Source organism: Williamsia serinedens, from assembly GCF_024171725.1.
GTDB lineage: Bacteria > Actinomycetota > Actinomycetes > Mycobacteriales > Mycobacteriaceae > Williamsia_A > Williamsia_A serinedens.
In genome coordinates, this window is sequence record NZ_JAMTCG010000006.1 from 385,763 (window position 1) to 408,007 (window position 22,245).

General features: G+C 70.1%; 22 protein-coding genes, 1 tRNA gene and 1 other RNA gene. 6 read left to right on the forward strand and 18 right to left on the reverse strand.

Annotated features, from left to right (window positions below):
• Window positions 1-73: 73 nt before the first annotated feature.
• Entirely contained in the window at window positions 74-772 is a 699-nt protein-coding gene (locus LX12_RS17750) for a hypothetical protein (protein ID WP_253655901.1), read from the forward strand.
• An 897-nt stretch (window positions 773-1,669) separates the two neighbouring features.
• Here the strand turns inward: LX12_RS17750 and LX12_RS17755 are convergent.
• From LX12_RS17755 to LX12_RS17785, 7 genes are all read right to left on the reverse strand, one after another.
• Window positions 1,670-2,218 carry a uridine kinase family protein gene (locus LX12_RS17755; RefSeq protein ID WP_253655902.1) on the reverse strand — a complete coding sequence of 183 codons (549 nt, stop codon included), beginning with the start codon at window positions 2,216-2,218 and terminating at the stop codon, window positions 1,670-1,672.
• Window positions 2,215-2,826, reverse strand: a complete 612-nt coding sequence (gene recR, locus LX12_RS17760; RefSeq protein ID WP_253655903.1) for a recombination mediator RecR — start codon at window positions 2,824-2,826, stop codon at window positions 2,215-2,217. The genes LX12_RS17755 and recR overlap by 4 nt, the downstream gene beginning before the upstream one ends.
• A 7-nt stretch (window positions 2,827-2,833) precedes the next feature.
• Window positions 2,834-3,160 (reverse strand): YbaB/EbfC family nucleoid-associated protein, encoded by a 327-nt coding sequence (locus tag LX12_RS17765; protein ID WP_253655976.1) that lies wholly within the window; start codon window positions 3,158-3,160, stop codon window positions 2,834-2,836.
• A gap of 49 nt (window positions 3,161-3,209) precedes the next feature.
• A complete protein-coding gene (locus LX12_RS17770; protein WP_253655904.1) occupies window positions 3,210-3,545 on the reverse strand; it encodes a hypothetical protein in 336 nt (111 codons plus the stop codon).
• 107 nt (window positions 3,546-3,652) lie between these two features.
• A complete protein-coding gene (locus LX12_RS17775; protein WP_253655905.1) occupies window positions 3,653-4,570 on the reverse strand; it encodes a pseudouridine synthase in 918 nt (305 codons plus the stop codon).
• Complete coding sequence (locus LX12_RS17780) at window positions 4,570-5,007, reverse strand: SRPBCC family protein (protein ID WP_253655906.1); 438 nt, start codon at window positions 5,005-5,007, stop codon at window positions 4,570-4,572. Before LX12_RS17780 ends, LX12_RS17775 begins: the two co-directional genes overlap by 1 nt.
• A gap of 57 nt (window positions 5,008-5,064) precedes the next feature.
• Window positions 5,065-5,562, reverse strand: a complete 498-nt coding sequence (locus LX12_RS17785) for an OsmC family protein (protein ID WP_253655907.1) — start codon at window positions 5,560-5,562, stop codon at window positions 5,065-5,067.
• 99 nt (window positions 5,563-5,661) lie between these two features.
• On the opposite strand from LX12_RS17785, the gene LX12_RS17790 reads away from it, so the two are divergent.
• The gene (locus LX12_RS17790) at window positions 5,662-7,062 is read left to right on the forward strand and encodes an FAD-binding oxidoreductase (protein WP_253655977.1); all 1,401 of its coding nucleotides are present in this window, start codon (window positions 5,662-5,664) and stop codon (window positions 7,060-7,062) included.
• A gap of 79 nt (window positions 7,063-7,141) precedes the next feature.
• Window positions 7,142-8,410 (forward strand): class I SAM-dependent methyltransferase, encoded by a 1,269-nt coding sequence (locus tag LX12_RS17795; RefSeq protein ID WP_253655978.1) that lies wholly within the window; start codon window positions 7,142-7,144, stop codon window positions 8,408-8,410.
• Window positions 8,411-8,580: 170 nt separating this feature from the next.
• On the opposite strand, the gene LX12_RS17800 is transcribed toward LX12_RS17795, so the two are convergent.
• Together LX12_RS17800 and LX12_RS17805 are read right to left on the reverse strand one after the other, a co-directional pair.
• Entirely contained in the window at window positions 8,581-10,752 is a 2,172-nt protein-coding gene (locus LX12_RS17800; protein ID WP_253655908.1) for a DNA polymerase III subunit gamma and tau, read from the reverse strand.
• 9 nt (window positions 10,753-10,761) lie between these two features.
• The gene (locus tag LX12_RS17805; protein ID WP_253655909.1) at window positions 10,762-12,057 is read right to left on the reverse strand and encodes a glycosyltransferase 87 family protein; all 1,296 of its coding nucleotides are present in this window, start codon (window positions 12,055-12,057) and stop codon (window positions 10,762-10,764) included.
• Between the two features lie 112 nt (window positions 12,058-12,169).
• Here LX12_RS17805 and LX12_RS17810 point away from each other — a divergent pair, with 112 nt between their 5' ends.
• A complete protein-coding gene (locus LX12_RS17810) occupies window positions 12,170-12,994 on the forward strand; it encodes an SDR family oxidoreductase (RefSeq protein ID WP_253655910.1) in 825 nt (274 codons plus the stop codon).
• Here the strand turns inward: LX12_RS17810 and LX12_RS17815 are convergent.
• The 3 genes from LX12_RS17815 to ffs form a co-directional block, all read right to left on the reverse strand.
• Window positions 12,966-14,285, reverse strand: a complete 1,320-nt coding sequence (locus LX12_RS17815; RefSeq protein ID WP_253655911.1) for a glycosyltransferase 87 family protein — start codon at window positions 14,283-14,285, stop codon at window positions 12,966-12,968. The genes LX12_RS17810 and LX12_RS17815 overlap by 29 nt on opposite strands.
• Before the next feature lie 5 nt (window positions 14,286-14,290).
• A complete protein-coding gene (locus tag LX12_RS17820) occupies window positions 14,291-15,568 on the reverse strand; it encodes an aspartate aminotransferase type Ic (RefSeq protein ID WP_308214032.1) in 1,278 nt (425 codons plus the stop codon).
• Window positions 15,569-15,609: 41 nt separating this feature from the next.
• Window positions 15,610-15,704: signal recognition particle sRNA small type (gene ffs, locus LX12_RS17825), an RNA gene on the reverse strand.
• A gap of 96 nt (window positions 15,705-15,800) precedes the next feature.
• Between ffs and LX12_RS17830 the strand changes: the two genes are divergently transcribed.
• Together LX12_RS17830 and LX12_RS17835 are read left to right on the forward strand one after the other, a co-directional pair.
• Window positions 15,801-15,886: transfer RNA gene (locus LX12_RS17830), tRNA-Ser, on the forward strand.
• A 224-nt stretch (window positions 15,887-16,110) separates the two neighbouring features.
• Complete coding sequence (locus LX12_RS17835) at window positions 16,111-16,620, forward strand: DUF6764 family protein (RefSeq protein ID WP_253655913.1); 510 nt, start codon at window positions 16,111-16,113, stop codon at window positions 16,618-16,620.
• 75 nt (window positions 16,621-16,695) lie between these two features.
• On the opposite strand, the gene LX12_RS17840 is transcribed toward LX12_RS17835, so the two are convergent.
• From LX12_RS17840 to LX12_RS17865, 6 genes are read right to left on the reverse strand one after another with little or no spacing between them, the layout of a single operon-like run.
• Window positions 16,696-17,484, reverse strand: coding sequence for an HpcH/HpaI aldolase family protein (locus tag LX12_RS17840; RefSeq protein WP_253655914.1), 789 nt, complete (start codon window positions 17,482-17,484; stop codon window positions 16,696-16,698).
• Window positions 17,481-18,467 (reverse strand): aldo/keto reductase, encoded by a 987-nt coding sequence (locus LX12_RS17845; protein WP_253655915.1) that lies wholly within the window; start codon window positions 18,465-18,467, stop codon window positions 17,481-17,483. Before LX12_RS17845 ends, LX12_RS17840 begins: the two co-directional genes overlap by 4 nt.
• Entirely contained in the window at window positions 18,464-19,297 is an 834-nt protein-coding gene (locus LX12_RS17850; RefSeq protein WP_253655916.1) for an ATP-binding cassette domain-containing protein, read from the reverse strand. Before LX12_RS17850 ends, LX12_RS17845 begins: the two co-directional genes overlap by 4 nt.
• Complete coding sequence (locus tag LX12_RS17855; protein ID WP_253655917.1) at window positions 19,294-20,169, reverse strand: ABC transporter ATP-binding protein; 876 nt, start codon at window positions 20,167-20,169, stop codon at window positions 19,294-19,296. Before LX12_RS17855 ends, LX12_RS17850 begins: the two co-directional genes overlap by 4 nt.
• 1 nt (window position 20,170) lies before the next feature.
• Window positions 20,171-21,127, reverse strand: coding sequence for an ABC transporter permease (locus tag LX12_RS17860; protein WP_253655918.1), 957 nt, complete (start codon window positions 21,125-21,127; stop codon window positions 20,171-20,173).
• Window positions 21,124-22,155: an ABC transporter permease gene (locus tag LX12_RS17865; RefSeq protein WP_253655919.1), complete on the reverse strand. Its 1,032-nt coding sequence runs from the start codon at window positions 22,153-22,155 to the stop codon at window positions 21,124-21,126. Before LX12_RS17865 ends, LX12_RS17860 begins: the two co-directional genes overlap by 4 nt.
• Window positions 22,156-22,245: the final 90 nt, after the last annotated feature.

The window sequence follows — 22,245 nt, forward strand, 5'->3', positions numbered from 1 at the left end:
ACAGCCAAATCGGTGGACGCGGAATATTCGCGGCGGTCCGCGTCGCGAAAATCGATTGTTAGGAACATCTCTCATGAGGATCTCGTACCGCAAGACCGTGGTCGCCGCGGCCATCGCCGCCGTGGCGATCCTGCCCGCCGCCGCCTGCTCCAGCGACGACTCGTCCTCGGGCAGCTCGTCGACCGCCGCATCGGCCTCCGCCCCGGAATCGTCTGCCGCGCAGAGCACCCCGGCACCCGTGGCCACCGTCCCGGCCCTCACCGGCCGCGACACCGCCGTCGCCCTCGACACCGGCTTCACCGACGCCCTCACCGCCCTCAAGCTCACCCCCGGCGTGGTCGGCGGCGCGAAGCTCGAGAACGGATCGCTGATCTTCCCGATCACCGGCGGCAACGTCACCTACTACACGCCCGGATCTATCCAGCCCTACGTGCAGGGCATCATCGACCACAAGGGTGCAGGCTTCTCGCTGACCGGTGGGGGCAAGACCGTGGACATCACGAACCTGACGATCGACCCCGGCACGTCCAAGCTCATGGCCGACGTCAGCGTCGACGGCCAGGTCGCCGCAACCCAGGCGATCGTCTTCGATCTCGACGGCAGCACCCTCAAGCCGCTGCAGACCAACCCTGACGGCACCGCCGTCCTCGAGGGCACCCGCGTGCTCATCTCCGACACCGCCGCAGGCCTGCTCAACCAGACCTTCAACACCGACGCGGTGAAGGCCGGACTGCTGGTCGGCATCGCGAAGATCACCATCAACACCAAGTGACAGGCCCCCGGGACATCCGGGACAACTGATCACCTCATCGGCCGCCGGGACACTCCCGGCGGCCGATGACGTTGTCGCGGTGAGGGCCGCGGTATGACCACAGGCCAGGTGTGGCACCGCGCCAACAGCCCCCGATCCTGTGCCAGGGGGAGGGCAGGTCGGAGGCTGCTGTCGAGCGACGCATCAATGGCGCCGTAGGCGAGGTGCTGGGCGGCGGGGGGACACGGCCCGTGTGTTGTCTATATATCTAAGTATCTGGCACGCGTGATCGATTTGGCGTGGATTGCCGCAGTGCGGGAGGCGGTGCCGCGGCTACGGGCTCAACGCACGGCACCTGGGTGGGCCATCGGCCCCCTGCAGCTGGGTGTTGCCAGATCATGCGGGCGCTAAACAATGTGCAATGGGCATCAAATGATGGCCATATTGGCCAGCACGAGACGGCGCGGACATCCGACGGGCGTGCGTACGATTGCGCTGACCCCGGCCGACCCTCCCAGCAGTACGTCGGCCGCGGGTGGCCCCCGATTAGCTACCGGGGTTGGAAAGCGCTCCCGGGCGGCCGCCGGTGGCCTACCAACTCGGGGGAGGGTGGTAGGTCGCCGGCGTGTAACTATGACCAGTGAAACCACCCGGCGATGGACCTCACTTTGGCTCCAGCTAGGAGCAACAGCGCGAAGTCCGAGTCTGTCGTGGTGCGTGGGTTGCCAATTCCTGATTTCACACAGAAACCGGTTGCTTCGACTGGTGTTTCCGCGCGCGCCGATAATTTGAGTTATGTCATATGGGTGCCGAAATTCGCTGCCCCATCGTCGTTCTCGGTCATGTTAGCGATTAGTTCGCTCGCCGTATCTCGGCCAGCGACTCGAGGTAGGGCAACCAGCTGGCCCTTCTGCACCCTCAGGCGTCCAACACCCGACAACGCTCCCGGGTGCGGTCGACGGCGAACCAGCCGGTCTCGAAGTCCTGCCACCGGCGCAGGTGTGGTCGGACCGATTCCCCGTCCCGCGCGACGGCGCGTTCCAGCCGAGCCTCGCGATCCTCACCGTCGATCCACAACGACATCGCGACGCGGTCCGCGACACGACGTCGCGCCGACGTCACGCCCTCGATGACGAGCAACGGCTCCCATCGCCGCCACACGCGAGGTCCCGGTTCTGCGGTGTCACCCGACCACACGCGGGGTCGGTGCCGGAAGTCGTGGCCGCGTGAGAACGCTTGCAGCACCTCGCGTTCGAGCTCCGGCCACCAACCGGCAGGGTCGTCCCAGGTCGCGAACTCGTCGGTGCGGACGAGCGCCGCGGGGGTCTTGCGGGCAGCCAGCGCACGCATCAGCGCGTCGGCGAACGTGGACTTGCCTGCGCCCGACGGTCCGTCGATGACGACGATGCCGGTCTCGAGATCGGCGGCGACGGACGCCGCTGCGGCCTCGACGTCGAACGCGGTCACGTCAGGATGCGACGACCCGACAGTGCGCGGCCGAGCGTCAGCTCGTCGGCGAACTCGAGGTCGCCACCCATGGGGAGACCCGAGGCCAAGCGGGTCACCGACAGACCGGGGAAGTCCTTGAGCATCCGCACGAGGTAGGTGGCCGTCGCCTCGCCCTCGGTGTTCGGGTCGGTCGCGACGATCACCTCCGTCACGTCGACACCGTCGGTCTGATTCGCCAGACGTCGCAACAGTTCTCGGATGCGGAGCTGGTCGGGCCCGACACCGCCGAGCGGGTCGAGCGCGCCGCCGAGCACGTGGTAGCGACCGGTGAACTCCTTGGTCCGCTCGATCGCCTGGACGTCCTTCGGTTCCTCGACGACACAGATCTTCGTCGCATCGCGGCGGGCGTCGGAGCAGATGCGGCAGAGCTTCTGAGCGGAGACGTTGCCGCACTCGGCACAGAAGGTGACGTTGTCGCGGACGTTGCCCAGCGCCGCGATCAACCGATCGATGTCGGTGCGCTCACCACCGAGAAGGTGGAACGCGATCCGCTGAGCACCCTTGGGACCGAGCCCGGGCTGCTTCGCCAGCTCGTCGATCAGATCCTGGATCGGCCCCTCGTACACCGGCCCGTCACTGCCCCAGACCCGGGCCGCCGAAGCCCGGGATGCCACCGCCGAGCCCACCGGCCAGCGGGCCCATCGTGCTGGCGGTGAGGTCGTCGCGCTTCTTCGCCAGGTCGGACAGAGCGCCGACGATGAGGTCCTGCAGCGTCTCGACGTCGGACGGGTCGACGACGGAGGGGTCGATGGTCACGCTGGTGACGTCGCCCTGGCCGGTGCCGGCGACCGTCACGCGGCCGCCGCCGGCGGTGCCCGTCAGCTCGGTCTGCGCGATGCGGTTCTGCGCCTCCAGGAGCTGCTGCTGCATCTTCTGCGCCTGCTCGAGCAGACCTGCCATGGGGTTCTCGGGATCCACGTCGACCAGGGTAGTGCGCGAACCCGACAGCTCAGCGGACCAGGCGCTCGACGTGGTCGGCGATGTCCTCCAGCGTCATGCCGTCGGTGGGCTCGGCGACGAACGACAGCACGTCGGCGCCCCCGAAGATGCGCGCGGCGCGTGGTGTCAGCGCGAACTCGAAGCGGTCGTCGACGCGCCGCCAGTCGACGATCCCGCCCGCCAACGGCGACGAGACCCCGGTGGTCAGGTGGTAGGTCGGCGCCGAGTCGGTGACCGGTGCCGGCAGGTCCCGCTGGATCTGAAAGCACTCGCCGCTCTCGGTGTCGAGGAACACGACGGCCTCGATCCCGTGCCGCTCCAGGCGGTCGTACGACGCGACGATCACCGACCCATCGTCGCACCGGGCTGACGCGGTGGCCTCGACAGCCGGTTTCGGCACGGTGGGCGGGCAGTTTTGGCCCGCTCGGCGGGCAGTTTTGGCACGCTCGGCGGTCAGCGTCGGGAGACGAACTCCCGACGGTGACCGGTCAGCGGGTCGTCGAAGGCGAGTCGGCGGGCGACGAGGCGCAGCGGTCGGGTGAAGTCGCCGTCGTCCGGCAGCGCCGCGAGGTCGGGACGCACGTCGGGGTAGAGCGGGTCGTCGACGATCGGCATGCCCAGCGACGCCATGTGCAGCCGCAGCTGATGCGTGCGACCGGTGACCGGCGTCAGCCCGTACTCGGCGAGGCCGGACTCCGGCCCGGCACCGACAACCTCTATCCGGGACCGGGCGTTCACCGGCCCGTCGACGACGCGGGCACGCAGGTCGCCGGCCGTCTTCTCGATGCGGTTCGCGACCTCACACGGCAGCGACAGCTCGTCGGGCGGCTCGGGCGCGATCGCCCGATACTCCTTCTCGACGCACCCCTGCGCGAACAGCTCCTGGTAGGGGCGCCGGACCTCCTGGCGGCGGGTGAACAGCAGGACACCGGCGGTGAGCCGGTCCAACCGGTGCGCCGGGCTGACGGCGTCGTCGCCGAGCAGTCGCCGCAGGCGGACCAGAGCCGTCTCGCCGACGTGCGCACCGCGGGGCATGGTGGCCAGGAAGTGTGGTTTGTCCACCACGACGATGTCGTCGTCGGCGTGGAGGATCTCGAGGTCGAACGGGATCGGCGTCTCGACCGGCAGGTCGCGGTACATCCACAGCGGCTGTCGGGCCCGAACAGCCGCCGCGGGCTCGAGGACCCGCCCGTCTCCGCCGACCACCTCGCCGTCGGCGAAGCGGGACAGCAGGGCGTCGTCGGACAGGTCCGCCAGCGACGACGCCGCGCGCAGGGCGTCGAAAGCGGTCCCGTCGGAGCGGGGGACGATCCGGGTCGCGTCGACACCGTCGCGGGCCGGGAGTGGCACCGGACGGCGTCGACGGGCCACTACTTCTCCAGGTGCGACTTCAGGTTGCCGAGCAGCGCGGCCTGGATGCGGTTCAGGCCCTTCGGCGCGAAGGTCTTCTCGAAGAAGCCGCCGATGCCGCCGGCGCCCTGCCACGACGTCGTCGTCGACACCGACGAGCCCGACCCGCTCGGCGTCACCGTGTAGGTGGTGACCATCGTCGAGTTGGCGTCGGTCTCGGCGATCGTCGAGCCCTCGACGGCCACCGTGGCCTTCACGTTCCGCGACCGCTTCTTGGTGGCCTGCAGCGTCCACTGCGCGACGGTGCCGGTGCCCGAGGTGCCGCTGACCACCTGGTAGTCGAGGTACTGCTCGGGCAGGATCTGCGGGCGGACAGTCGCGTAGTCGGCCAGGGCGGCCAGCGTCGCGTCGGGCGCGGCCGCGATGTCGATCGACTGGGTTGCGGTCACCTGTGCCACGTCGTCACTCCTGCGTCTTCTCGGGTGCGTTCTCGGGACACAGGGTACGGGGGCCGCTCAGCCCCGCTGGATCGTGACCGGGACGTTGAGGGTCTGCGCGACGACGCAGTAGCGCTCGGTCAGCTCGAGCAGCTTGTCGACCTTCGCGTCGTCGGCGTCGGTGTCGAAGGTGAACGTCAGGCCGATGTCGGACATGCCGACACGCGCCTCCCGATCGGTGCCGAGCGTACCGCGGGCGTCGAAGGTGCCGTCGGCGCGGACCGAGACGTCACGGACGTCGATCGACATGGCCGTCGCGACGGAGCGGAAGGTGACGCCCGCGCATCCGACCAGGGCCTGCAGCAGCATGTCGGCCGAGCAGGCGTCGCTGCCGTCGCCGCCGGTCGTCGGGTGGAACCCGGCGCGCACCGGGCCCGACCACGTGGCGACCGTGGCGGTGATCCCCGGGTCGGCGAAACTCCCCTCCGCGTGCACGTGCGCGACGGCGGCCGACGGGTCGGTCTTGTAGGTGTCCTTGAGCGGCTTCTGCAGCTCCCGCAACGACGAGGCATCCATGCTGCGATCGTGCCATGGGGTCCGTCTGGCACCCCTCTGCCCAGGGTCCTAGGCTCAGCGGTGATGACTGTCGACGGTGCGGGGGCGAACGGGCGGGAGATGGGCTGGGAGGCCTTCTCCCGCGGCGTCGCCACCCTGCAGGCGAGCTACCGAGCGATCCCTCCGGACGCCACCGTGCGCCTGGCCAAGAAGACGTCGAACCTCTTCCGTCGACGCGCCGCCAACCCGCACCCCGGTCTCGACGTCTCCGGCCTCGACCGCGTCATCGAGGTGCACCCCGACGAGCTGACCGCCGACGTCGCCGGGATGTGCACCTACGAAGACCTCGTCGCGGCGACGCTCCCCTACGGCCTGGCGCCGCTGGTCGTGCCGCAGCTGAAGACCATCACCCTCGGCGGCGCGGTCACCGGTCTCGGCATCGAGAGCACCTCGTTCCGCAGCGGCCTGCCGCACGAGTCGGTGCTCGAGATGGACATCCTCACCGGCAGCGGGGACATCGTCACCGCCACACCCGACGGCCCCGACTCCGCGCTGTTCTTCGGTTTCCCGAACAGCTACGGGACGCTCGGGTACGCGACGCGCCTGAAGATCCGGCTCGAAAAGGTGCAGCCCTACGTCGAGCTCCGCCACGTGCGGTTCACCGACGTCGCCGAGCTGCAGACGGTGATGGACCGCATCGTCACCACCCGTGAGCACGACGGCGAGCGCGTCGACTACCTCGACGGCGTCGTCTTCACCGCGACCGAGAGCTACCTGACCCTCGGACGGCAGACCGATGTCGCCGGAGCCGTCAGCGATTACACCGGCATGGACATCTACTACCGGTCCATCCAGCACTCGGCCGCGCAGTCGCCGATCCGGGACCGGCTGACCATCCACGACTACCTGTGGCGCTGGGACACCGACTGGTTCTGGTGCTCACGGGCGTTCGGGGCGCAGAACCCCCGCATCCGACGGCTCTGGCCGAAACGGTTGCTGCGCAGCAGCTTCTACTGGAAGCTCATCGGCCTGGACCACAAGTACGACATCGGCGACCGGCTCAACGCGCGCAAGGGACTGCCGCCGAGCGAGCGCGTCGTGCAGGACATCGAGGTGCCCATCGAGCGCACCGCCGAGTTCGTCACCTGGTTCCTCGAGAACATCCCGATCGAGCCGATCTGGTTGTGCCCCTTGCGCCTTCTCGATCCGCCCCCGCCCGGCGCGGACACCGCCCGGCCGTGGCCGCTCTACCCGCTGGAGCCGCACCGCACGTACGTCAACGTGGGGTTCTGGTCGGCGGTGCCCATCGAGCCCGGCGCACCCGAGGGTCGTGCCAACCGCCTGATCGAGACGACGGTGTCCCGACTCGACGGCCACAAGTCGCTCTACTCCGACGCGTTCTACGACGAGGACGAGTTCGACGAGCTGTACGGCGGCGAGCCCTACCGCCTCCTGAAGAAGCAGTACGACCCCGGGTCGCGCCTGCTCGACCTGTACGCGAAAGCCGTGAGACGACAGTGATGGTGACTCGATGACCACATCCCGCGAGCGCACCCGCGCCGACCACGCGAGCACGCGGACGCTGCTCGACCCTCCGAAGATGTCGTTGGCCGAGATCGTCGAGACCATCGCCGGCGGAGACCTGCAGGTCCGCGTGACGGCGTACGACGGCAGCACCGCCGGTCCCGAGGACGCGCAGTACGGGCTCGATCTCGTCACGCAGCGCGGCACGACCTACCTCGCCACCGCGCCGGGCGATCTGGGCCTCGCCCGCGCCTACATCGCGGGTGACCTCCGCATGCACGGCGCCCCTCCCGGGGACCCGTACGAGGCTCTGAAGGCACTGAGCGACACCGTCTCCTTCGCGCGACCGGACGCTCTGACGCTCGCCGCCATCGCACGGTCGCTGGGACTCGAGCACTTCAAGCCCGTCGCGCCGCCGCCCCAGGAGGCGCTGCCGCGGTGGCGTCGTATCGCGGAGGGGTTGCGGCACAGCAAGACCCGCGACGCGGAGGCCATCCACCACCACTACGACGTGTCGAACACCTTCTACGAGTACGTCCTCGGTCCCTCGATGACGTACACCTGCGCCTGCTTCCCCGAGCGCGACGCGAGCCTGGAGACCGCGCAGGACAACAAGTACCGCCTGGTGTTCGAGAAGCTCGGACTGAAGGCCGGTGACCGTCTCCTCGACATCGGTTGCGGCTGGGGCGGGATGGTGCGGTACGCCGCACGGCAGGGCGTGCATGCGATCGGTGCGACGCTGTCGGCCGAGCAGGCGGCGTGGGCGCAGAAGGCCATCGCCGACGAGGGGCTGTCGGAGTTCGCCGAGGTCCGTCACAGCGACTACCGCGACGTCACCGAGAGCGGTTTCGACGCGGTGTCGTCGATCGGCCTGACCGAGCACATCGGTGTCGCGAACTACCCGTCGTACTTCGGGTTCATGCGCGACAAGGTCAAGCCCGGCGGGCTGATGCTCAACCACTGCATCACGCGTCCCGACAACAAGGGCAAGCACAAGGCGGGCGCCTTCATCGACCGGTACGTCTTCCCCGACGGTGAGCTCACCGGCTCGGGCACCATCATCAGCGCGATCCAGAACCTCGGCGGGCTCGAGGTGATGCACGAGGAGAACCTCCGCGAGCACTACGCCATGACCCTGCGCGACTGGAACCGCAACCTCGTCGAGAACTGGGACGCGGCCGTCGCCGAGGTCGACGAGTCGACCGCACGCCTGTGGGGCCTGTACATGGCTGCCTGCCGGATCGGGTTCGAGCGCAACGTGATCCAGCTGCACCAGGTGCTGGCGGTCAAGCTCCACGACGACGGGTCCAACGGCCTGCCCCTGCGGCCCTGGTGGAGCGCCTGAGCTCAGCTCTCTGAGATCTGGGCCCAGACGCCAGCTCGTCGGGCCAACTCCCCGACCGTGCAATAGATCCCGTCGACCGTGCGGTAGATCCCGTCGGCCGTGCAGTCGATGGCGCAGCGGTCAGAACGAGTGCACGCTCGGCGGATTGGCGCCGAGGCGATCGATGCGCGCTAGTCGATCCGACGGGCTCCGAGTTCGGACTGCAGGAGTTCGAGGGCCATCGTGTCGGGATCGTGGTGCGGGTCCGGCTCACTGTCGCGGGCGTCGGCGATCATCTCGTCGCGTTCGGCATCACTGAGATCCTCGTCGGCGACGGGTGGTTCCGGTTCCGGCGCAGGCTCTTCCGGCGGGGGCTCGTCGTCGTTCGACGGGGGAGGCGCGTCCGCGGACCGGCCTCGCCGGGTGTACGTCGGCGTCGCCGCCTTGGCCGGCCGGTTCCCTCCGCCCCGTCCCGAGGGCGGTGCCGCAGGGACAGCGTCGGCGGGCATGTGCAAGCACCTCATCGACCAGTCGCCACCGAAGATCTGCCCCATCGCCGCACCCACCGCCGACGACGCCCGCGCATCGGACAACCGCGCGACGAGCGGTGCGGTGTCGTGACTGATGACGAGCGTGTTCCCCTCGACGGCTCGCACGACGGCCGCCGACAGCATCACCTGGATGACCTTGTCGTTCTCGCCGACCTTGGCGCGGATGTCGCCCCACGCGGCGCGAACAGCGTCGACGTCCACCGCAGCGGCAGCCGGCGCGGACTCGGCGGACGGCTCGGGTGCGGGTTCCGGCTCTGGTGCCGGCTCGGGCTCCGGCGCCGCCTCGACCCTCGGCTCCGGCTCGGGCTCCGGCGCAGGCGCGTCCTCCGGTTCGGGCGCAGACTCGGGTTCTGGCGCCGGTTCGACGGCCGGCGGCGCCTCGGCGGCAACCGGCTTCGGCGTGGGGACGGGCTCGGGCTCTGGCGTGGGGACGGGCTCGGGCGTGCGGACGGGCTCGGGCGTCGGGACGGGCTCGGGGGCTGCGGCGTCCGGCTGGGGCTCGGGGGCCGGGACCTGCTGCGACTTCCGGACGAACCGCGAGCCGGGTTCCGGTCGTGACGGATCGGCCGGAGCCGCGACGGGCGGTGGCGTCGACACCGACGCCGAGGGCACGGCAGCACCGTCGCGGACCACGGTCGGCGCGACCGCGGGTGCACCGCCGGCCAGCTGCGCCTCGATCCTCTCCAGTCGCTGCAGCACCGCCGACTCCTCGTCGGTCGCCGCGGGCAGCAGCATGCGCGCGCACATCACCTCGAGCAGCAGCCGGGGCGACGTCGTCCCCCGCATCTCACCGAGCGCGGCGTTCACCGTCTCCGCGTAGCGGGTCAGGGTGGCCGGACCAATCCGCGCGATTTCCTCGCGCAGGTGCTCCAGCTGGTCGCCCGGCGCCTCCACCAGGCCACGATCGGCCGCGTCGGGAACGGCCTGCAGCAGGATCAGGTCGCGGAAACGCTCGAGCAGGTCGACGGCGAACCGACGCGGATCGTGTCCGGCGTCGACGAGGCGCTCGACCGCCGAGAACAGCGCGGCGCCATCACCGTCGGCAAGGGCGTCGACCGCGGCGTCGATGAGGGCGACGTCGGTGACACCGAGCAGCGCGAGTGCCCGCTCGTAGGTGACGCCGGTGTCGTCGGCGCCGGCCAGTAGCTGGTCGAGGACGCTGAGCGAGTCACGCGGGGAGCCACCACCGGCTCGGATGACCAGCGGATACACCAGCGGGTCGACGGTGACGCCCTCACGGGCGCAGATCGATTCGAGCAGGCCCCGCATCACCGGCGGCGGCAGCAGGCGGAACGGATAGTGGTGCGTCCGCGACCGGATGGTCGGCAGGACCTTCTCGGGCTCGGTGGTCGCGAACACGAAGATGAGGTGCTCCGGTGGCTCCTCGACGATCTTCAACAGCGCGTTGAAGCCCGCCGTGGTGACCATGTGTGCCTCGTCGACGATGAACACGCGGTACCGCGACTCGGCGGGGGCGAAGAAGGCCCGGTCCCGCAGTTCGCGCGTGTCGTCGACACCGCCGTGGCTGGCCGCGTCGAGCTCGATCACGTCGAGGTTGCCCGGACCGCCCGGAGCCAGCGCGACACACGACTCGCAGACGCCGCACGGCGTCGACGTCGGGCCCTGCACGCAGTTGAGCGACCGGGCCAGGATGCGCGCCGACGACGTCTTGCCGCAGCCGCGCGGCCCGGAGAAGAGGTAGGCGTGGTTGATGCGGCCCGAGTCGAGTGCACGGCACAGTGGATCGGTCACATGCTCCTGGCCGACGACCTCGGCGAATGTCGACGGTCGATAGGTCCGGTACAGCGCCACGGGTAGAGACTACCGGCGGGCTCCGACGCCGATCGGGGCCGGAGCGACGACCTGTGGACGACCCGCCGGGCGCAGGCAGACGACGATCGTCACGACGGCCGTGGCCGCGAACGCCCAGAGGTACGGCTGCGCCGCGAACCACGTCAGCGCGGGGTGCACCGGGTTCATGAACAGCCCGATCCCGTAGAAGGGCCGCAACGCGCCCACGCCCTCCGGCACGAAGTACTTCCAGATGAACGCGTCGAGCACGACGGCGAGCGGCACGAGCACGAGGGCGACCGCGACGAGACGCCGTCCGTCGGTCCAGGCGCGCAGCACCAGGTCGATCGCGATGACGAGCAGCGGGACGAACCAGACCCAGTGGTGTCCCCAGGAGAAGGGCGACACCGCCGTCGTCGTCATGCCGGTGAGGGTCAGCGCCAGCAGCTCGTGACCGCGGCGGTGGGCGAGGAACGCGGCGCCGAGCCCGAGTGCCGCGGCGGCCAGGCAGCAGCCCAACCACAGGGCCGTGTTCGGATGCGGGGTGTCGAGGAGACGCGCGAGCGCCCCCCGCACCGACTGGTTGGCCGGGTTGCCGGCGACGCCGACGCGCTGCGAGTCGAGGACCTTGTCGGTCCAGAACATCCACGACTGCCGCGGCATCACCAGCACACCGACGACCACCGTCGCGACACCCACGACCAGCGCCGTGGCAGCTGCGCGCCACTGGCGCGTGACCGCGAGATACACGACGAAGAACGCAGGGGTCAGCTTCACGCCGGCGGTGAGCCCGACCGCGAACCCCCGCAACCGGGAGTCCGGCCCGCGGAGCAGGTCCCACAGCAGGGCCGCCATGAGGAACAGGTTGATCTGCCCGAACCAGACGGTGGTGCGCACCGGCTCGAGCACCGACGCGACGGCCGCCGTCGCGACGGTGAGGAGCAGGAGCATCCCGGACCGTCGGTGGCCGAGGGAACGGAAGCTCGCCCACACCACCCAGAGCAGCGCGACCACCTCGAGCGCAAGCCATGTCCAGCCGGCGGCGTTCTTGCTCATCAGCGCGAACGGTGACATCACGACGGTCGAGAACGGCGGGTAGGTGTACTCCATGTGGCCCAGCACCATGCCGTCGTAGATCGGCAGCCCGTCGAGCAGTCGGGACCCGCCGGCGCGGTAGACGCGGAGGTCCAGCTGGTTGTTGAGCAGCCCGAAGACCGGTGCGTCCCAGGGGATGTAGCGGTACTGGACAAACACCGCGAACCCGGCGACGACGACCAGTAGTCCACCGAACACCGTGCTGCGGGGCAGCACTCGGGCAGCGGGCATGGTCACGCGTTCGAACTCGCCTCGATCGGTGGGTCTCGGGCGTCTGTCAGGCTATAACGTGAGTCCCCCTCCGCGGGCCGTCGGCGCGCGACTCATCGACCAGGAGTGCACCGTGCCGTCTGTCCTCGTCACCGGAGCCGGCCGCGGCATCGGTCTCGCCACCACCCGACGTCTCGCCACGGCGGGATGGACCGTGTACGCCGGCGCCCGGTCCGCTGCGCAGCGCGCCGAGCTCGCCGACATCGAGAACGTCGTGCCCGTCGAACTCGACGTCACCGCCGAGACCGACGTCGCCGCACTCGCCGACCGCCTGCCGGACCATCTCGACGGTCTCGTCAACAACGCCGGGATCGCGGTCCACGGACCGATCGAGGCGCTGTCTCGCGCCGACGTCGCCCGCCAGCTCGACGTGAACGTCGCGGCGCAGGTGGCGGTGACGCAGGCGGTGCTCCCCGCGATCCGCGCCGCCCGAGGACGGATCGTCTTCGTGTCGTCGGTGAGTGGACGGGTCGCGACACCCGGCACCGGCATCTACTGCGCGTCGAAGTACGCCGTCGAGGGGCTCGCCGACGCGCTGCGCATCGAGTTGCGGCCGTGGCGCATCGGGGTCTCCCTCGTCGAGCCCGGGCCGACGCGCACGGACATGTGGACCGGGGTCTTCGACGACTTCGACGCCGCCACCGCGGCGATGAGCGAGGAGCACCGGAGCCTGTACCGCCGGCAGATCTCCGGGATGCGCCGGCTGCTGCCGGCGATGCAGCGCAGTGCGGTCGACCCCGACGTGGTCGCAACGCGCATCGAGCACGCGCTGACGGCGCGTCGACCCCGGCGGCGCTACCTGTGCGACACGGCCAGCCGGGCGCAGGTGGTCGCGACCGGGCTGACGCCGCAGGCCGTCACCGACCGCGTCATCTCGCTGGCGACCCGCTCGCGGTGACCGCGTCGTCGGCGTCGACCCGGCTCTCGGGCACGCGCACGACCAGGAACGTCACCACCGCCGTGACGACGAGGATCCAGAGGTACGGCGCGAGGGTGAACCAGCGCAGGGTGTCGATCCCGTCCTTGAAGAACAGGCCGGTGTAGAGGGCATAGGGGTGCTCGACACCCACGTAGGTCATCGCGCCGCCGATCCGGGTCCGCCAGGCGAACGCGGTGAGGACCAGTGCGGTGACGCCGATCGCCGATGCCGCGGCCACGGTGCGCCGGCCGCCGAGGACGTGGTGCACACCGATGACCGTCAACGGGACCAGCCAGACCCAGTGGTGCCCCCACGACATCGGGGACACCGCACAGGAGGTCATGCCGACGAGCGTGATCGCGAGCAGCTCCTGACCACCGCGGTGCGCCCGGTGGGCGGCGGCGAACCCGAGCACCGCGACGACGGCCGCGAGGATGAGCCAGATCAGGGTCGACGGGTGGTCGGTGCGACCGAGGTTGGCGATGAGACCGCGCAGCGACTGGTTGCCGACGGTGTCGGGGGCGCCGACGCGCTTGGAGTCGACGAACGTGCCGGTCCAGTACTGCCACGAGTCGCGCGGCATGACGGCGAACGCGAGCGCGATGGTGCCGACGAATCCCGCGACGCTCGTCACCGCGGCGCGCGACCGGCGGATCAGGAGCAGGTACACGGTGAAGACGAGCGGGGTCAGCTTGATGCCCGCCGCGATGCCGGCTCCGACACCCTGTAGTCGGGAGCCGTTCGGCCGCAGCAGATCCCACAGGATGATCGCCATGAGAAAGATGTTCACCTGGCCGAACCAGATGGTGCTGCGCACCGGCTCGAGCAGCGTCGACACCAGAACCAGCGCGCCGGCGACCACCCGCAGGCGCCACGTGATGTCGCGACCCAGCGCGCGGAACGACATCATGATGACCCAGTAGAGGGCGGCGAAGATCAGGACCGTCCAGACGATCCGCGCCACGAGGAACGGGACCGCGGCGAACGGGGCGAACACGAGCACCGACACCGGCGCGTAGGTGTAGTCCATCTGCCCCAACAACTTCGCGTCGTAGAGGCGGCCCCCGTCGAGGACGGTCTGTGCGCCCGCGCGGTAGACGTCGAGGTCGAGCTGATTGTCGAAGAGACCCCAGAACGGTTCGTCGTACGCGGTGATCAGGTGCTGCAGCCAGATGGACAGCAGCCCCAGCGCGACCGCGACGACGACGGCTCCGGTCCGGACGTCGGGCAGTGCGCGTCGACCGGTGGTCTTCTCACCGGTGGCGGTCACCGGCGTCAGTTCTCCGCGGAGGCCAGCAGGCTGTCGGCCGCGGCGAGGAGGACACACGTCGCCACGCCGTCTATCGCCGTCTCGAGGTCGGACAGAGAGGGGAAGGTCGGCGCGATCCGGATGTTCCGATCGTTCGGGTCCTGCTTGTAGGGGAACGCCGATCCCGCTGCGGTCAGCGCGATCCCGGCGTCCTTGGCGAGCTCGATGACGCGGGCGGCGGTGCCGTCGAGGACGTCGAGGCTGACGAAGTAGCCGCCGTCGGGGTCGGTCCACGACGCGACCTTCGACGCGCTGAGACGCTCGTCGAGGATCCGGGCGACGAGCGCGAACTTCGGCGCCAACAGCTCCTGGTGCTTGAGCATGTGCGCGCGGACGCCGTCGGCGTCGCCGAAGAACTGCAGGTGGCGCAGCTGGTTCAGCTTGTCGGGTCCGATCGTCGACACCGACTGGTTCTGCTGGTGCCACGCGACGTTGTCCGCCGACGCCCCGAGGAACGCGACGCCGGCACCGGCGAAGGTGATCTTCGACGTGGAGCCGAACACGTACGGCCGGTTGGGGTTGCCCGCCTCGGCCGCCCACTGCAGGATCGGCAGCGGCTCGTGGAACTCACCGGTGAGCGTGTGGACCGCGTAGGCGTTGTCCCAGTAGATGCGGAAGTCGGGCGCTGCCGGCATCGTCAGCAGCGAGCGCAGGACGTCCTCGGTCACCGTGGCGCCGGTGGGGTTCGAGTACATCGGCACCAGCCACATGCCCTTGATCGAGTCGTCGGCCGCGGTGAGGGCCGCACACTGCTCGACGTCGGGGCCGGTCGGCAGCATGTCGACCATGACCATCTCGATGCCGAGCTTCTCGCAGATGGCGAAGTGACGGTCGTACCCGGGCGACGGGCACAAGAACTTCACCGTCTGCCGCGACCACGGGCCGTCGGAGTCCGGGGTGCCGTGCAGCAGGGCCGCGACGGTCAGGTCGTACATGATCTCGAGGCTCGAGTTGTTCGCGGCGACGAGCTGGTCCGCGGGGACCGCGAGCAGCTCCCCGAAGATGCGACGCAGGCCCGGCAGTCCGGTGAGGCCGCCGTAGTTGCGGCAGTCGGTGCCGTCAGGGTCGCGGAAGTCGTCACCCGGCAGCGAGAGGATCGGCGTGGAGAGATCGAGCTGATCCGGCGCGGGCTTGCCGCGGGTCAGGTCGAGGGAGAGTCCGGCCGCGCGGAGCTTCTCGTAGAGGTCGGTCAGCTCGTCGCGGGTAACGCCCAGCTCGGCGGCACTCATCGAGTGGTAGTTCACGCTGACCTCTCACCGACCCTGCGGCCGGGCAGTCCCGGAAGATAAGGGGACCCCGCGCACCCGAGAGAGCCCGCTGACCCTTGCTGCCTTCCGGCCCTGGGGGAGTTCACAGGATGCACGCCGCGCGGGATCCGTGTGCAAGTGTAGACGCCACGCCCCCGTCGCCCGAATTCGTCGTGTGACCAGCGCCGTTGTGACCGTCGACCGGCCCGCGGCTATCATCTTGCCCACTGGAGGATTCGCCTAGTGGCCTATGGCGCTCGCCTGGAACGCGGGTTGGGTTAACAGCCCTCGGGGGTTCGAATCCCCCATCCTCCGCAGAGAAGCACCCGGTCTCGACCCGCACGGTCGAGGTCGGGTTTCTTCGTCTGGGTGGTCATTCGCGCGACATCTTCGTTCCTGAAGGATTTGTGTGGTGTCGAGAATGCGCGGTGACCCGGCAGCGACGTTCCCGTGACTCCTCTGTGACCATCGCGGACCTGAGTCGTGTCGGCAGGTCACGACCATGGCCTGTACACGTGTTCATCCAGAGAGGGTTCTTCATGTCCACCACCACTCGTCGCATCGCCACCGTCGGCGCGTTCAGCCTGTTCGCCGGTGCCGGCATCGCCTTCGCAGCCGCCCCGGCATCGGCCGCCCCGGTCGCTTGCCCGGCGCTCCCGAACCAGACCTCGGTGACCGACAACTGCTCGGCGACCTCCTCGCCCACGGGCACCTCGGCGGGCATCGGTGACACCAAGGGCGCCGCGTCGGCGAACGCGAAGGCCAACGGCCTCTCCCTGGCGATCGGACTCGGCGGCGGCAAGGCCACCTCGCAGGCGCAGAACTTCGCCGCACCGGCAGCGATCGCGTCCGGCCCCGGCGCGATCGTCAACCTGACCGGCGTGAAGCCGGGTCTGGCCATCGGTATCGCCGGCCCGGGCGCGACCGTGACGGTCACCGGCACCTCGGCCGCCACCTGCACCGGCGGCCAGGGCTTCGCCGGCGACTTCCAGACGTTCTCCGGCTGCATCAACTTCGGGCAGGGCCCGATCCAACTCGGCAACCGCTGACCCACGGCGGGACGACGACCACCGCGACGGTTCTTCGGCAGGGGGACCGTCGCGGTGGCGTGTCCGGCGTCGGCGTCAGAGACGCGCGGCGTCGAGGTGTGCCTGTGACGCGGCCTTGAGGTGCGTCAGATCCGACGCCACGGTGGCCAGCGTGAAGCCCTCTGCGAGGCGTTTCGCCGCGACTTCACCGGAAGCGGTGTGGATACCGGCGGTGACGCCGGCGGCCGCGGCGGCGTCGCGCACGGTGGCGAGCGCCGCCTCGAACTCCGCGTCGACCAAGGTGTCCGTGGTGGACGTCCCGCCGACAGCGAGTCGGAGATCGGACGGACCGACGTAGACGCCGTCGACCCCGTCGACCGCGCAGATCTCGGCCACGTTCGCCAGACCGCCTGGCGTCTCGATCATCACGAGCACGACGGTCTCGGAGTCGGCCTGCGCGGGCGTGGGCCCGACCCGCAGCTGCGACCGCATCGGCCCGTAGGACCGTACGCCGTGGGGCGGGTACTTCGCGGCGGCGACCGCCGCGGCCGCCTCCTCGGCAGTGTCGACGAGCGGAACGATCACCCCGGCGGCACCGGCGTCGAGCGCGCGGCCGATCGGGGTGGGGTCGTTCGCCTCCACCCTGATGAGGCCGACGGGGCCGCGGGCGGCGTCGATTGCCGTGAGGCCACGCACCATCCCCTCGTAGCCGATGAGACCGTGCTGGAGATCGAGAGCGATGTAGTCCCAGCCGAGGTGGGCGAGCCACTCCGTCGAGACCGGGCTGTCGATGACCGACCAATAGCCCACGATGCGGTCACGCGCCCGGACGCGGCGCGCGAAGGCGGCTGCGGATCCGCCTTCGCGGACATCGGCGGCGCTCATCGGTTGTACGCCGGCATCGGGCCGCGCAGAGCGGCGCCCACCTCGTCGCAGGCGGCGACGACGTCGTCGGGCAGCGGTCCCCTAGACAGCGCGTCGAGGTTGGATCGCAGCTGACCGACGGCAGATCCACCGAGGAGGATCGACGATGTGACGGGGCGCGAGATCAGCCACCGCAGGGCGAGCTCCACCATCGGGATCCCCGCCTCCCCGGCGATCGAGGTCAATGCGGCGATCGCGTCGAACAGGCCCTCGTTCCAGTATCTCTCGCGGTACATGGCGGCGAGGCGCGAGTCGCCGAAGCGACCGTCCTCGGGTGTGGCCGTGAACTGATGCCGTCCCGTGAGGAGTCCACCGCCCAGCGGGTTGTAGACCATGGTGGCGATTCCGGCGGTCGCCGCGAACTCGACGTACTCGTCCTCGACTCGGCGGGCGACGAGGTTGTAGAGCTGTTGCGCGACAACCGGTTCGGGCGCACCGACCTCGCCGGCCACGCGCACGACGTCGCCGATCTGCCACGCGGCGAAGTTCGAGACGCCGAGGGCGCCGACCTTCCCCTCGGAGACCAGCTCGGCCACCGTGCTCAGCGTCTCCGCCAGCGGCGTCGCACGATCGGGCTGGTGGAGATAGAAGAGGTCGACGCGGTCGACACCGAGGCGCGACAGGCTGCCCTCGACACACGACCGGATCGCTGGGGCGGACAGCAGCGCGTGGTCGCCGGCGTCGGGATGCGGCATCCCGGCCTTCGTCGCGATCACGACGTCGTCGCGGCGGCCCGCGAGAATCCGACTCAGCAGCCTCTCGGTCTCGCCGCCTGCGTAGGCGTTCGCGGTGTCGATGTGGCGGATGCCGGAGTCGAGCGCGAGATCGACCATGGCGGCGGCCGTGTCGGCGTCGACGGTGTCGCCGAAGGTCATGGTCCCGAGCACGGGCCCGGTCAGAGCGAGAGATGAGGAATCGATGAGCGTGGCGGGCTGGGTGGTCACAGGGCGGCTCCGGCGGGGACGGCGGGACGGGAGACGATGTGGCGCGGCTTGATGCCGGTCATCACCGTGGGATCGAGGGCGGCCGAGCGCAGCGCGGCCGTGTACGGGTTGATCGGGCGAGCGAGGACGTCGTCGGTGACACCGGATTCGACGATGCGACCCTTCGACATCACCACGACGGTGTCGCTGATCTCCCGCACGACACCGAGGTTGTGCGAGATGAACACGTAGGTGATACCCGACTCGTGCTGGATGGCGCGCAGCAGGTCGAGCACCTGCGCCTGCACGGACACGTCGAGCGCGCTCGTCGCCTCGTCGCAGACGAGCAGGTCGGGATCGCTCGCGAGGGCCCGCGCGATCCCGATGCGTTGCCGCTGACCGCCGGAGAACTCCGACGGCCGACGGTCCAGGGCCGACGACGGCAGACCGACCTGGTCGACGAGTTCGGCTGCGCGTCGGCGCCGTTCGGCGCGGCTGCGGACACCGCGCACCTGCAGCGGCTCAGCGACGATCTGCGCGGCCGTGAGGTGGGGGTCCAGTGATCCGTAGGGATCCTGGAAGACCATCTGGATGCGCGCGCGGAACGGCCGTAGGGCCCGCTCCGACAGGCCGGCGATGTCCGTGCCGTCGAAGGTGATCGACCCGGCGCACGGCGTGACGAGGCGTACCAGCGACTTGGCGATGGTCGACTTGCCGCACCCCGACTCGCCGACGATGGCCAGCGTCGAGCCGCGGTCGACGTCGAACGAGATGTCCTGCACAGCACGGAAAGCGCCCTGCGGCGTGTGGTACTCGACGGCGAGGTCGCTCACCGAGAGGAGGGGGCTCATGCGGTCGCTCCTGCCGTGACGGGTTCGCCGGGGAGACTCCACGGGCCGAGCCGGGGGACGGCGTCGAGGAGCTTCTTGGTGTACGGGCTCTGCGGGGTGTCGACGATGTCGTCCGCGGGGCCGGCCTCCACGAAGCGGCCCTCCTTCATGACGTGGATGCGGTCTGCCACGAGCCGGGCCACCCCGAGGTCGTGGGTGATGATCAGCATGCCGACACCCGTGCGCTCCTGCAGTCCCATGAGCAGGTCGAGGATCCCGGCCTGCACCGTGACGTCGAGGGCGCTGGTCGGCTCGTCGGCGACGACCAACCGCGGCGAGGAGGCGAGCGCCGCGGCGATCAGGACACGCTGCAGCATGCCGCCGGAGAACTGATGCGGGTACCTGCCCAACTGGTGCTCGGGGTTCGGGATCCGGACCTGACGGAGCAGCTCGACGCACTGCTCGCGCTGCGCTCGCCGTCCACGGACGCCGCTGTGCGCGACGGCCTCCCGCAGTTGGGATCCCACCGTGTGCACCGGGCTCAGCGCGGCCATCGGATCCTGCGGGATCAGTGCGATCTCGCGACCCCGGACCTCGTGCAGTGCGTCGGCGTCGCCCAGAATGTCGCGGCCCCGGTAGCGGACCGCGCCCGAGCGCACGGCGAGGTCGTCGGGGAGCAACCCGAGGACGCCCATCGCGGTCGTCGACTTCCCCGATCCGGACTCGCCGATGACGGCGACGGTCTCCCCGGCGGCGATGCTGAACGACACGGTGTCCACGGCGCGGACGACGCCGGTCGCGGTGATCAGCTCGACGCCGAAGTCCTCGACACAGAGGAGCGGTTCGGTGCTGTCCGTGTCCGTGACGTCGGGGGTGATGTGCGGTGTGGCCATGTCAGCTCTCCTTCCGGGTGGCGAATCGTCGGGACGGTGAGAGCACCTGCGCCACCAACGATCTCTTCGTGCGGGGACCCCGCTCGCGCAGTCCGTCGCCGAGCAGGTTCACACCGACCACGAGGAGCACGATCGCCAGGCCGGGCAGGGTGACCAGCCACCAGGACGTCGTGATGTAGTCCTGCCCGTCGGAGATGATCCGACCCCAGGTGGCGAACGGCCGCTGCGGGCCGGCGCCCAGATAGCTCAGAGCGCTCTCCAGGAGAACAGCCTGCGCGAGGAGGAGCAGCACCACGAGGGTCGCCGCCTTCACGATGTTCGGGATGACGTGGCGGACCAGCGTCGCGACGCTGCCCACGCCGAGCACCTTCGCCGCTGCGACATAGGGCTTCTCGCGTTCGACGAGCACGAGCGATCGGGTGAGCCGAGCGACCTCGGGCCACTGCGCGATGGCGATGACGAAGGTGATGACGGGGATCGACGGACCGAACAGGGCGACGACGAGCAGCAGCATCATCAGCAGCGGCAGGGACATCTGCGCCTCGAGCAGGCGGCTGACGACCGCGTCGACCCAGCCGCCGAAGTAGCCGGCCAGCGAGCCCAGCACGATGCCGATCAGTCCGGAGACGATGACCGCCAGGATGCCGATCGCGAGCGACACCTGCCCGCCGTAGAGGATGCGCGCCAACAGGTCCCGACCGAGCTGGTCGGTGCCGAACAGGTGGCCGTCGGTCAGCGGCGGCAGGCGCCGAGCACCGAGCTGCGTGGTGTCGGGGTCGGCGATGGGCAGGACCCGCGCGAACGCGACGGGAAGGATGACCGCCAGTGCGCAGATGCTGCCGATCCAGATCTTGAGCCGGCTGTCGCGGGAGCGCCGTGTGGCGGCGGCCTTCTTGACGTCGGCCGGGGTGACCGCGGACGGCCGCGGCTCGGTGGGACGTTCGATCACGGTGGTCATTTGCCGGTTCCCTTCCCCAGGCGGACACGGGGGTCGAGCAGTGGATAACAGAGGTCGACGACGAGCTGGACGGTGATCGCGAGGACCGCGGTCACCAGCACGGTCGCCTGGATGAGGGGGTAGTCACGGGTCTCCAGGGCGCGGACCACCAGCGACCCGACGCCGGGCCACGCGAACACGACCTCGACGACCACGACGCCGTTGAGAAGCGCCGCGAAGCGGGTGCCGAGCGCGGTGACCACGGGGATCGCCGAGTTGCGCATCGCGTAGCGCCAGGTCAGGCGACGTCGGGTCAGCCCCCGCGCACGGGCCACGGTCATGTAGGGAGAGGCGAACGCGGCCGTCATCTCCCGCCGGACCATCCGCGAGATGAGCGCGATCTGCAGCACGGCGACCGTGACGGCCGGGAGCACGAGACCCGACCACGAGGTGAAGCCGGCGGCCGGCAGCACGGGGACGACGACCGCGAACACGGTGAGCAGCATCAGCCCGGTCCAGAAGTCCGGCATCGACTGTCCGGCGATCGTCAGGACGTTCGCGCCCAGCTCACGACGGGAGTCGGCGTGCCGGGACATCCAGACACCCAGCGGGACCGCCACCACGATCGTCAGCAGGATCGCCGCGACCGCGAGGGTGATCGTGTAGGGCAGCCGGTCGAGCACGACATCGAGAGCGGGCGCCTGGAAGGAGTACGACGTACCGAGGTCGAGCGTCGCGACGTCGCGGAGGTAGATGAAGTACTGGGTGATCAGCGACTGGTCGAGCCCCATGCTCGTCCGGAGACGGGCGATCTCCGCCGTCGACGCGAGGGGGCCCGCGATGGACCGGGCCGGGTCGCCCGGCGCCATACGGATGAGGAAGAAGACCGTCGTGATGGTCAGCCACACCGTCAGCACACTCTGTGCGAGGCGGGTCACGACGTAGCGGGCCGTCGCCGAGCGCAGCACGCCCAGTACCGCCCCGGGCGTGACCGGGGTCGGCCGGCGTTGCGGTGTCGTCGGCTGCGCGACGTCGGCCGTGGCGGTCACGCCGCACTCCTGGCGTCGGTCGGGCCGACGACGGTATCGGTGCCGTCCATGGGTTCACCTCCGGAACAGGCCGCCCGGCGGGCGGTCGCC

Bases quoted from the DNA above. Each gene is read 5' to 3' on its own strand.
- LX12_RS17840 (WP_253655914.1), bottom strand. From the start codon at position 17,484: ATGAGCGCCGCCGATGTCCGCGAAGGCGGATCCGCAGCCGCCTTCGCG.
- LX12_RS17750 (WP_253655901.1), top strand. From the start codon at position 74: ATGAGGATCTCGTACCGCAAGACCGTGGTCGCCGCGGCCATCGCCGCC.
- LX12_RS17790 (WP_253655977.1), top strand. From the start codon at position 5,662: ATGGGCTGGGAGGCCTTCTCCCGCGGCGTCGCCACCCTGCAGGCGAGC.
- LX12_RS17860 (WP_253655918.1), bottom strand. From the start codon at position 21,127: ATGACCACCGTGATCGAACGTCCCACCGAGCCGCGGCCGTCCGCGGTC.
- LX12_RS17850 (WP_253655916.1), bottom strand. From the start codon at position 19,297: ATGAGCCCCCTCCTCTCGGTGAGCGACCTCGCCGTCGAGTACCACACG.
- LX12_RS17805 (WP_253655909.1), bottom strand. From the start codon at position 12,057: ATGCCCGCTGCCCGAGTGCTGCCCCGCAGCACGGTGTTCGGTGGACTA.
- LX12_RS17835 (WP_253655913.1), top strand. From the start codon at position 16,111: ATGTCCACCACCACTCGTCGCATCGCCACCGTCGGCGCGTTCAGCCTG.
- LX12_RS17785 (WP_253655907.1), bottom strand. From the start codon at position 5,562: ATGGATGCCTCGTCGTTGCGGGAGCTGCAGAAGCCGCTCAAGGACACC.
- LX12_RS17765 (WP_253655976.1), bottom strand. From the start codon at position 3,160: ATGGCAGGTCTGCTCGAGCAGGCGCAGAAGATGCAGCAGCAGCTCCTG.
- LX12_RS17855 (WP_253655917.1), bottom strand. From the start codon at position 20,169: ATGGCCACACCGCACATCACCCCCGACGTCACGGACACGGACAGCACC.
- LX12_RS17795 (WP_253655978.1), top strand. From the start codon at position 7,142: ATGTCGTTGGCCGAGATCGTCGAGACCATCGCCGGCGGAGACCTGCAG.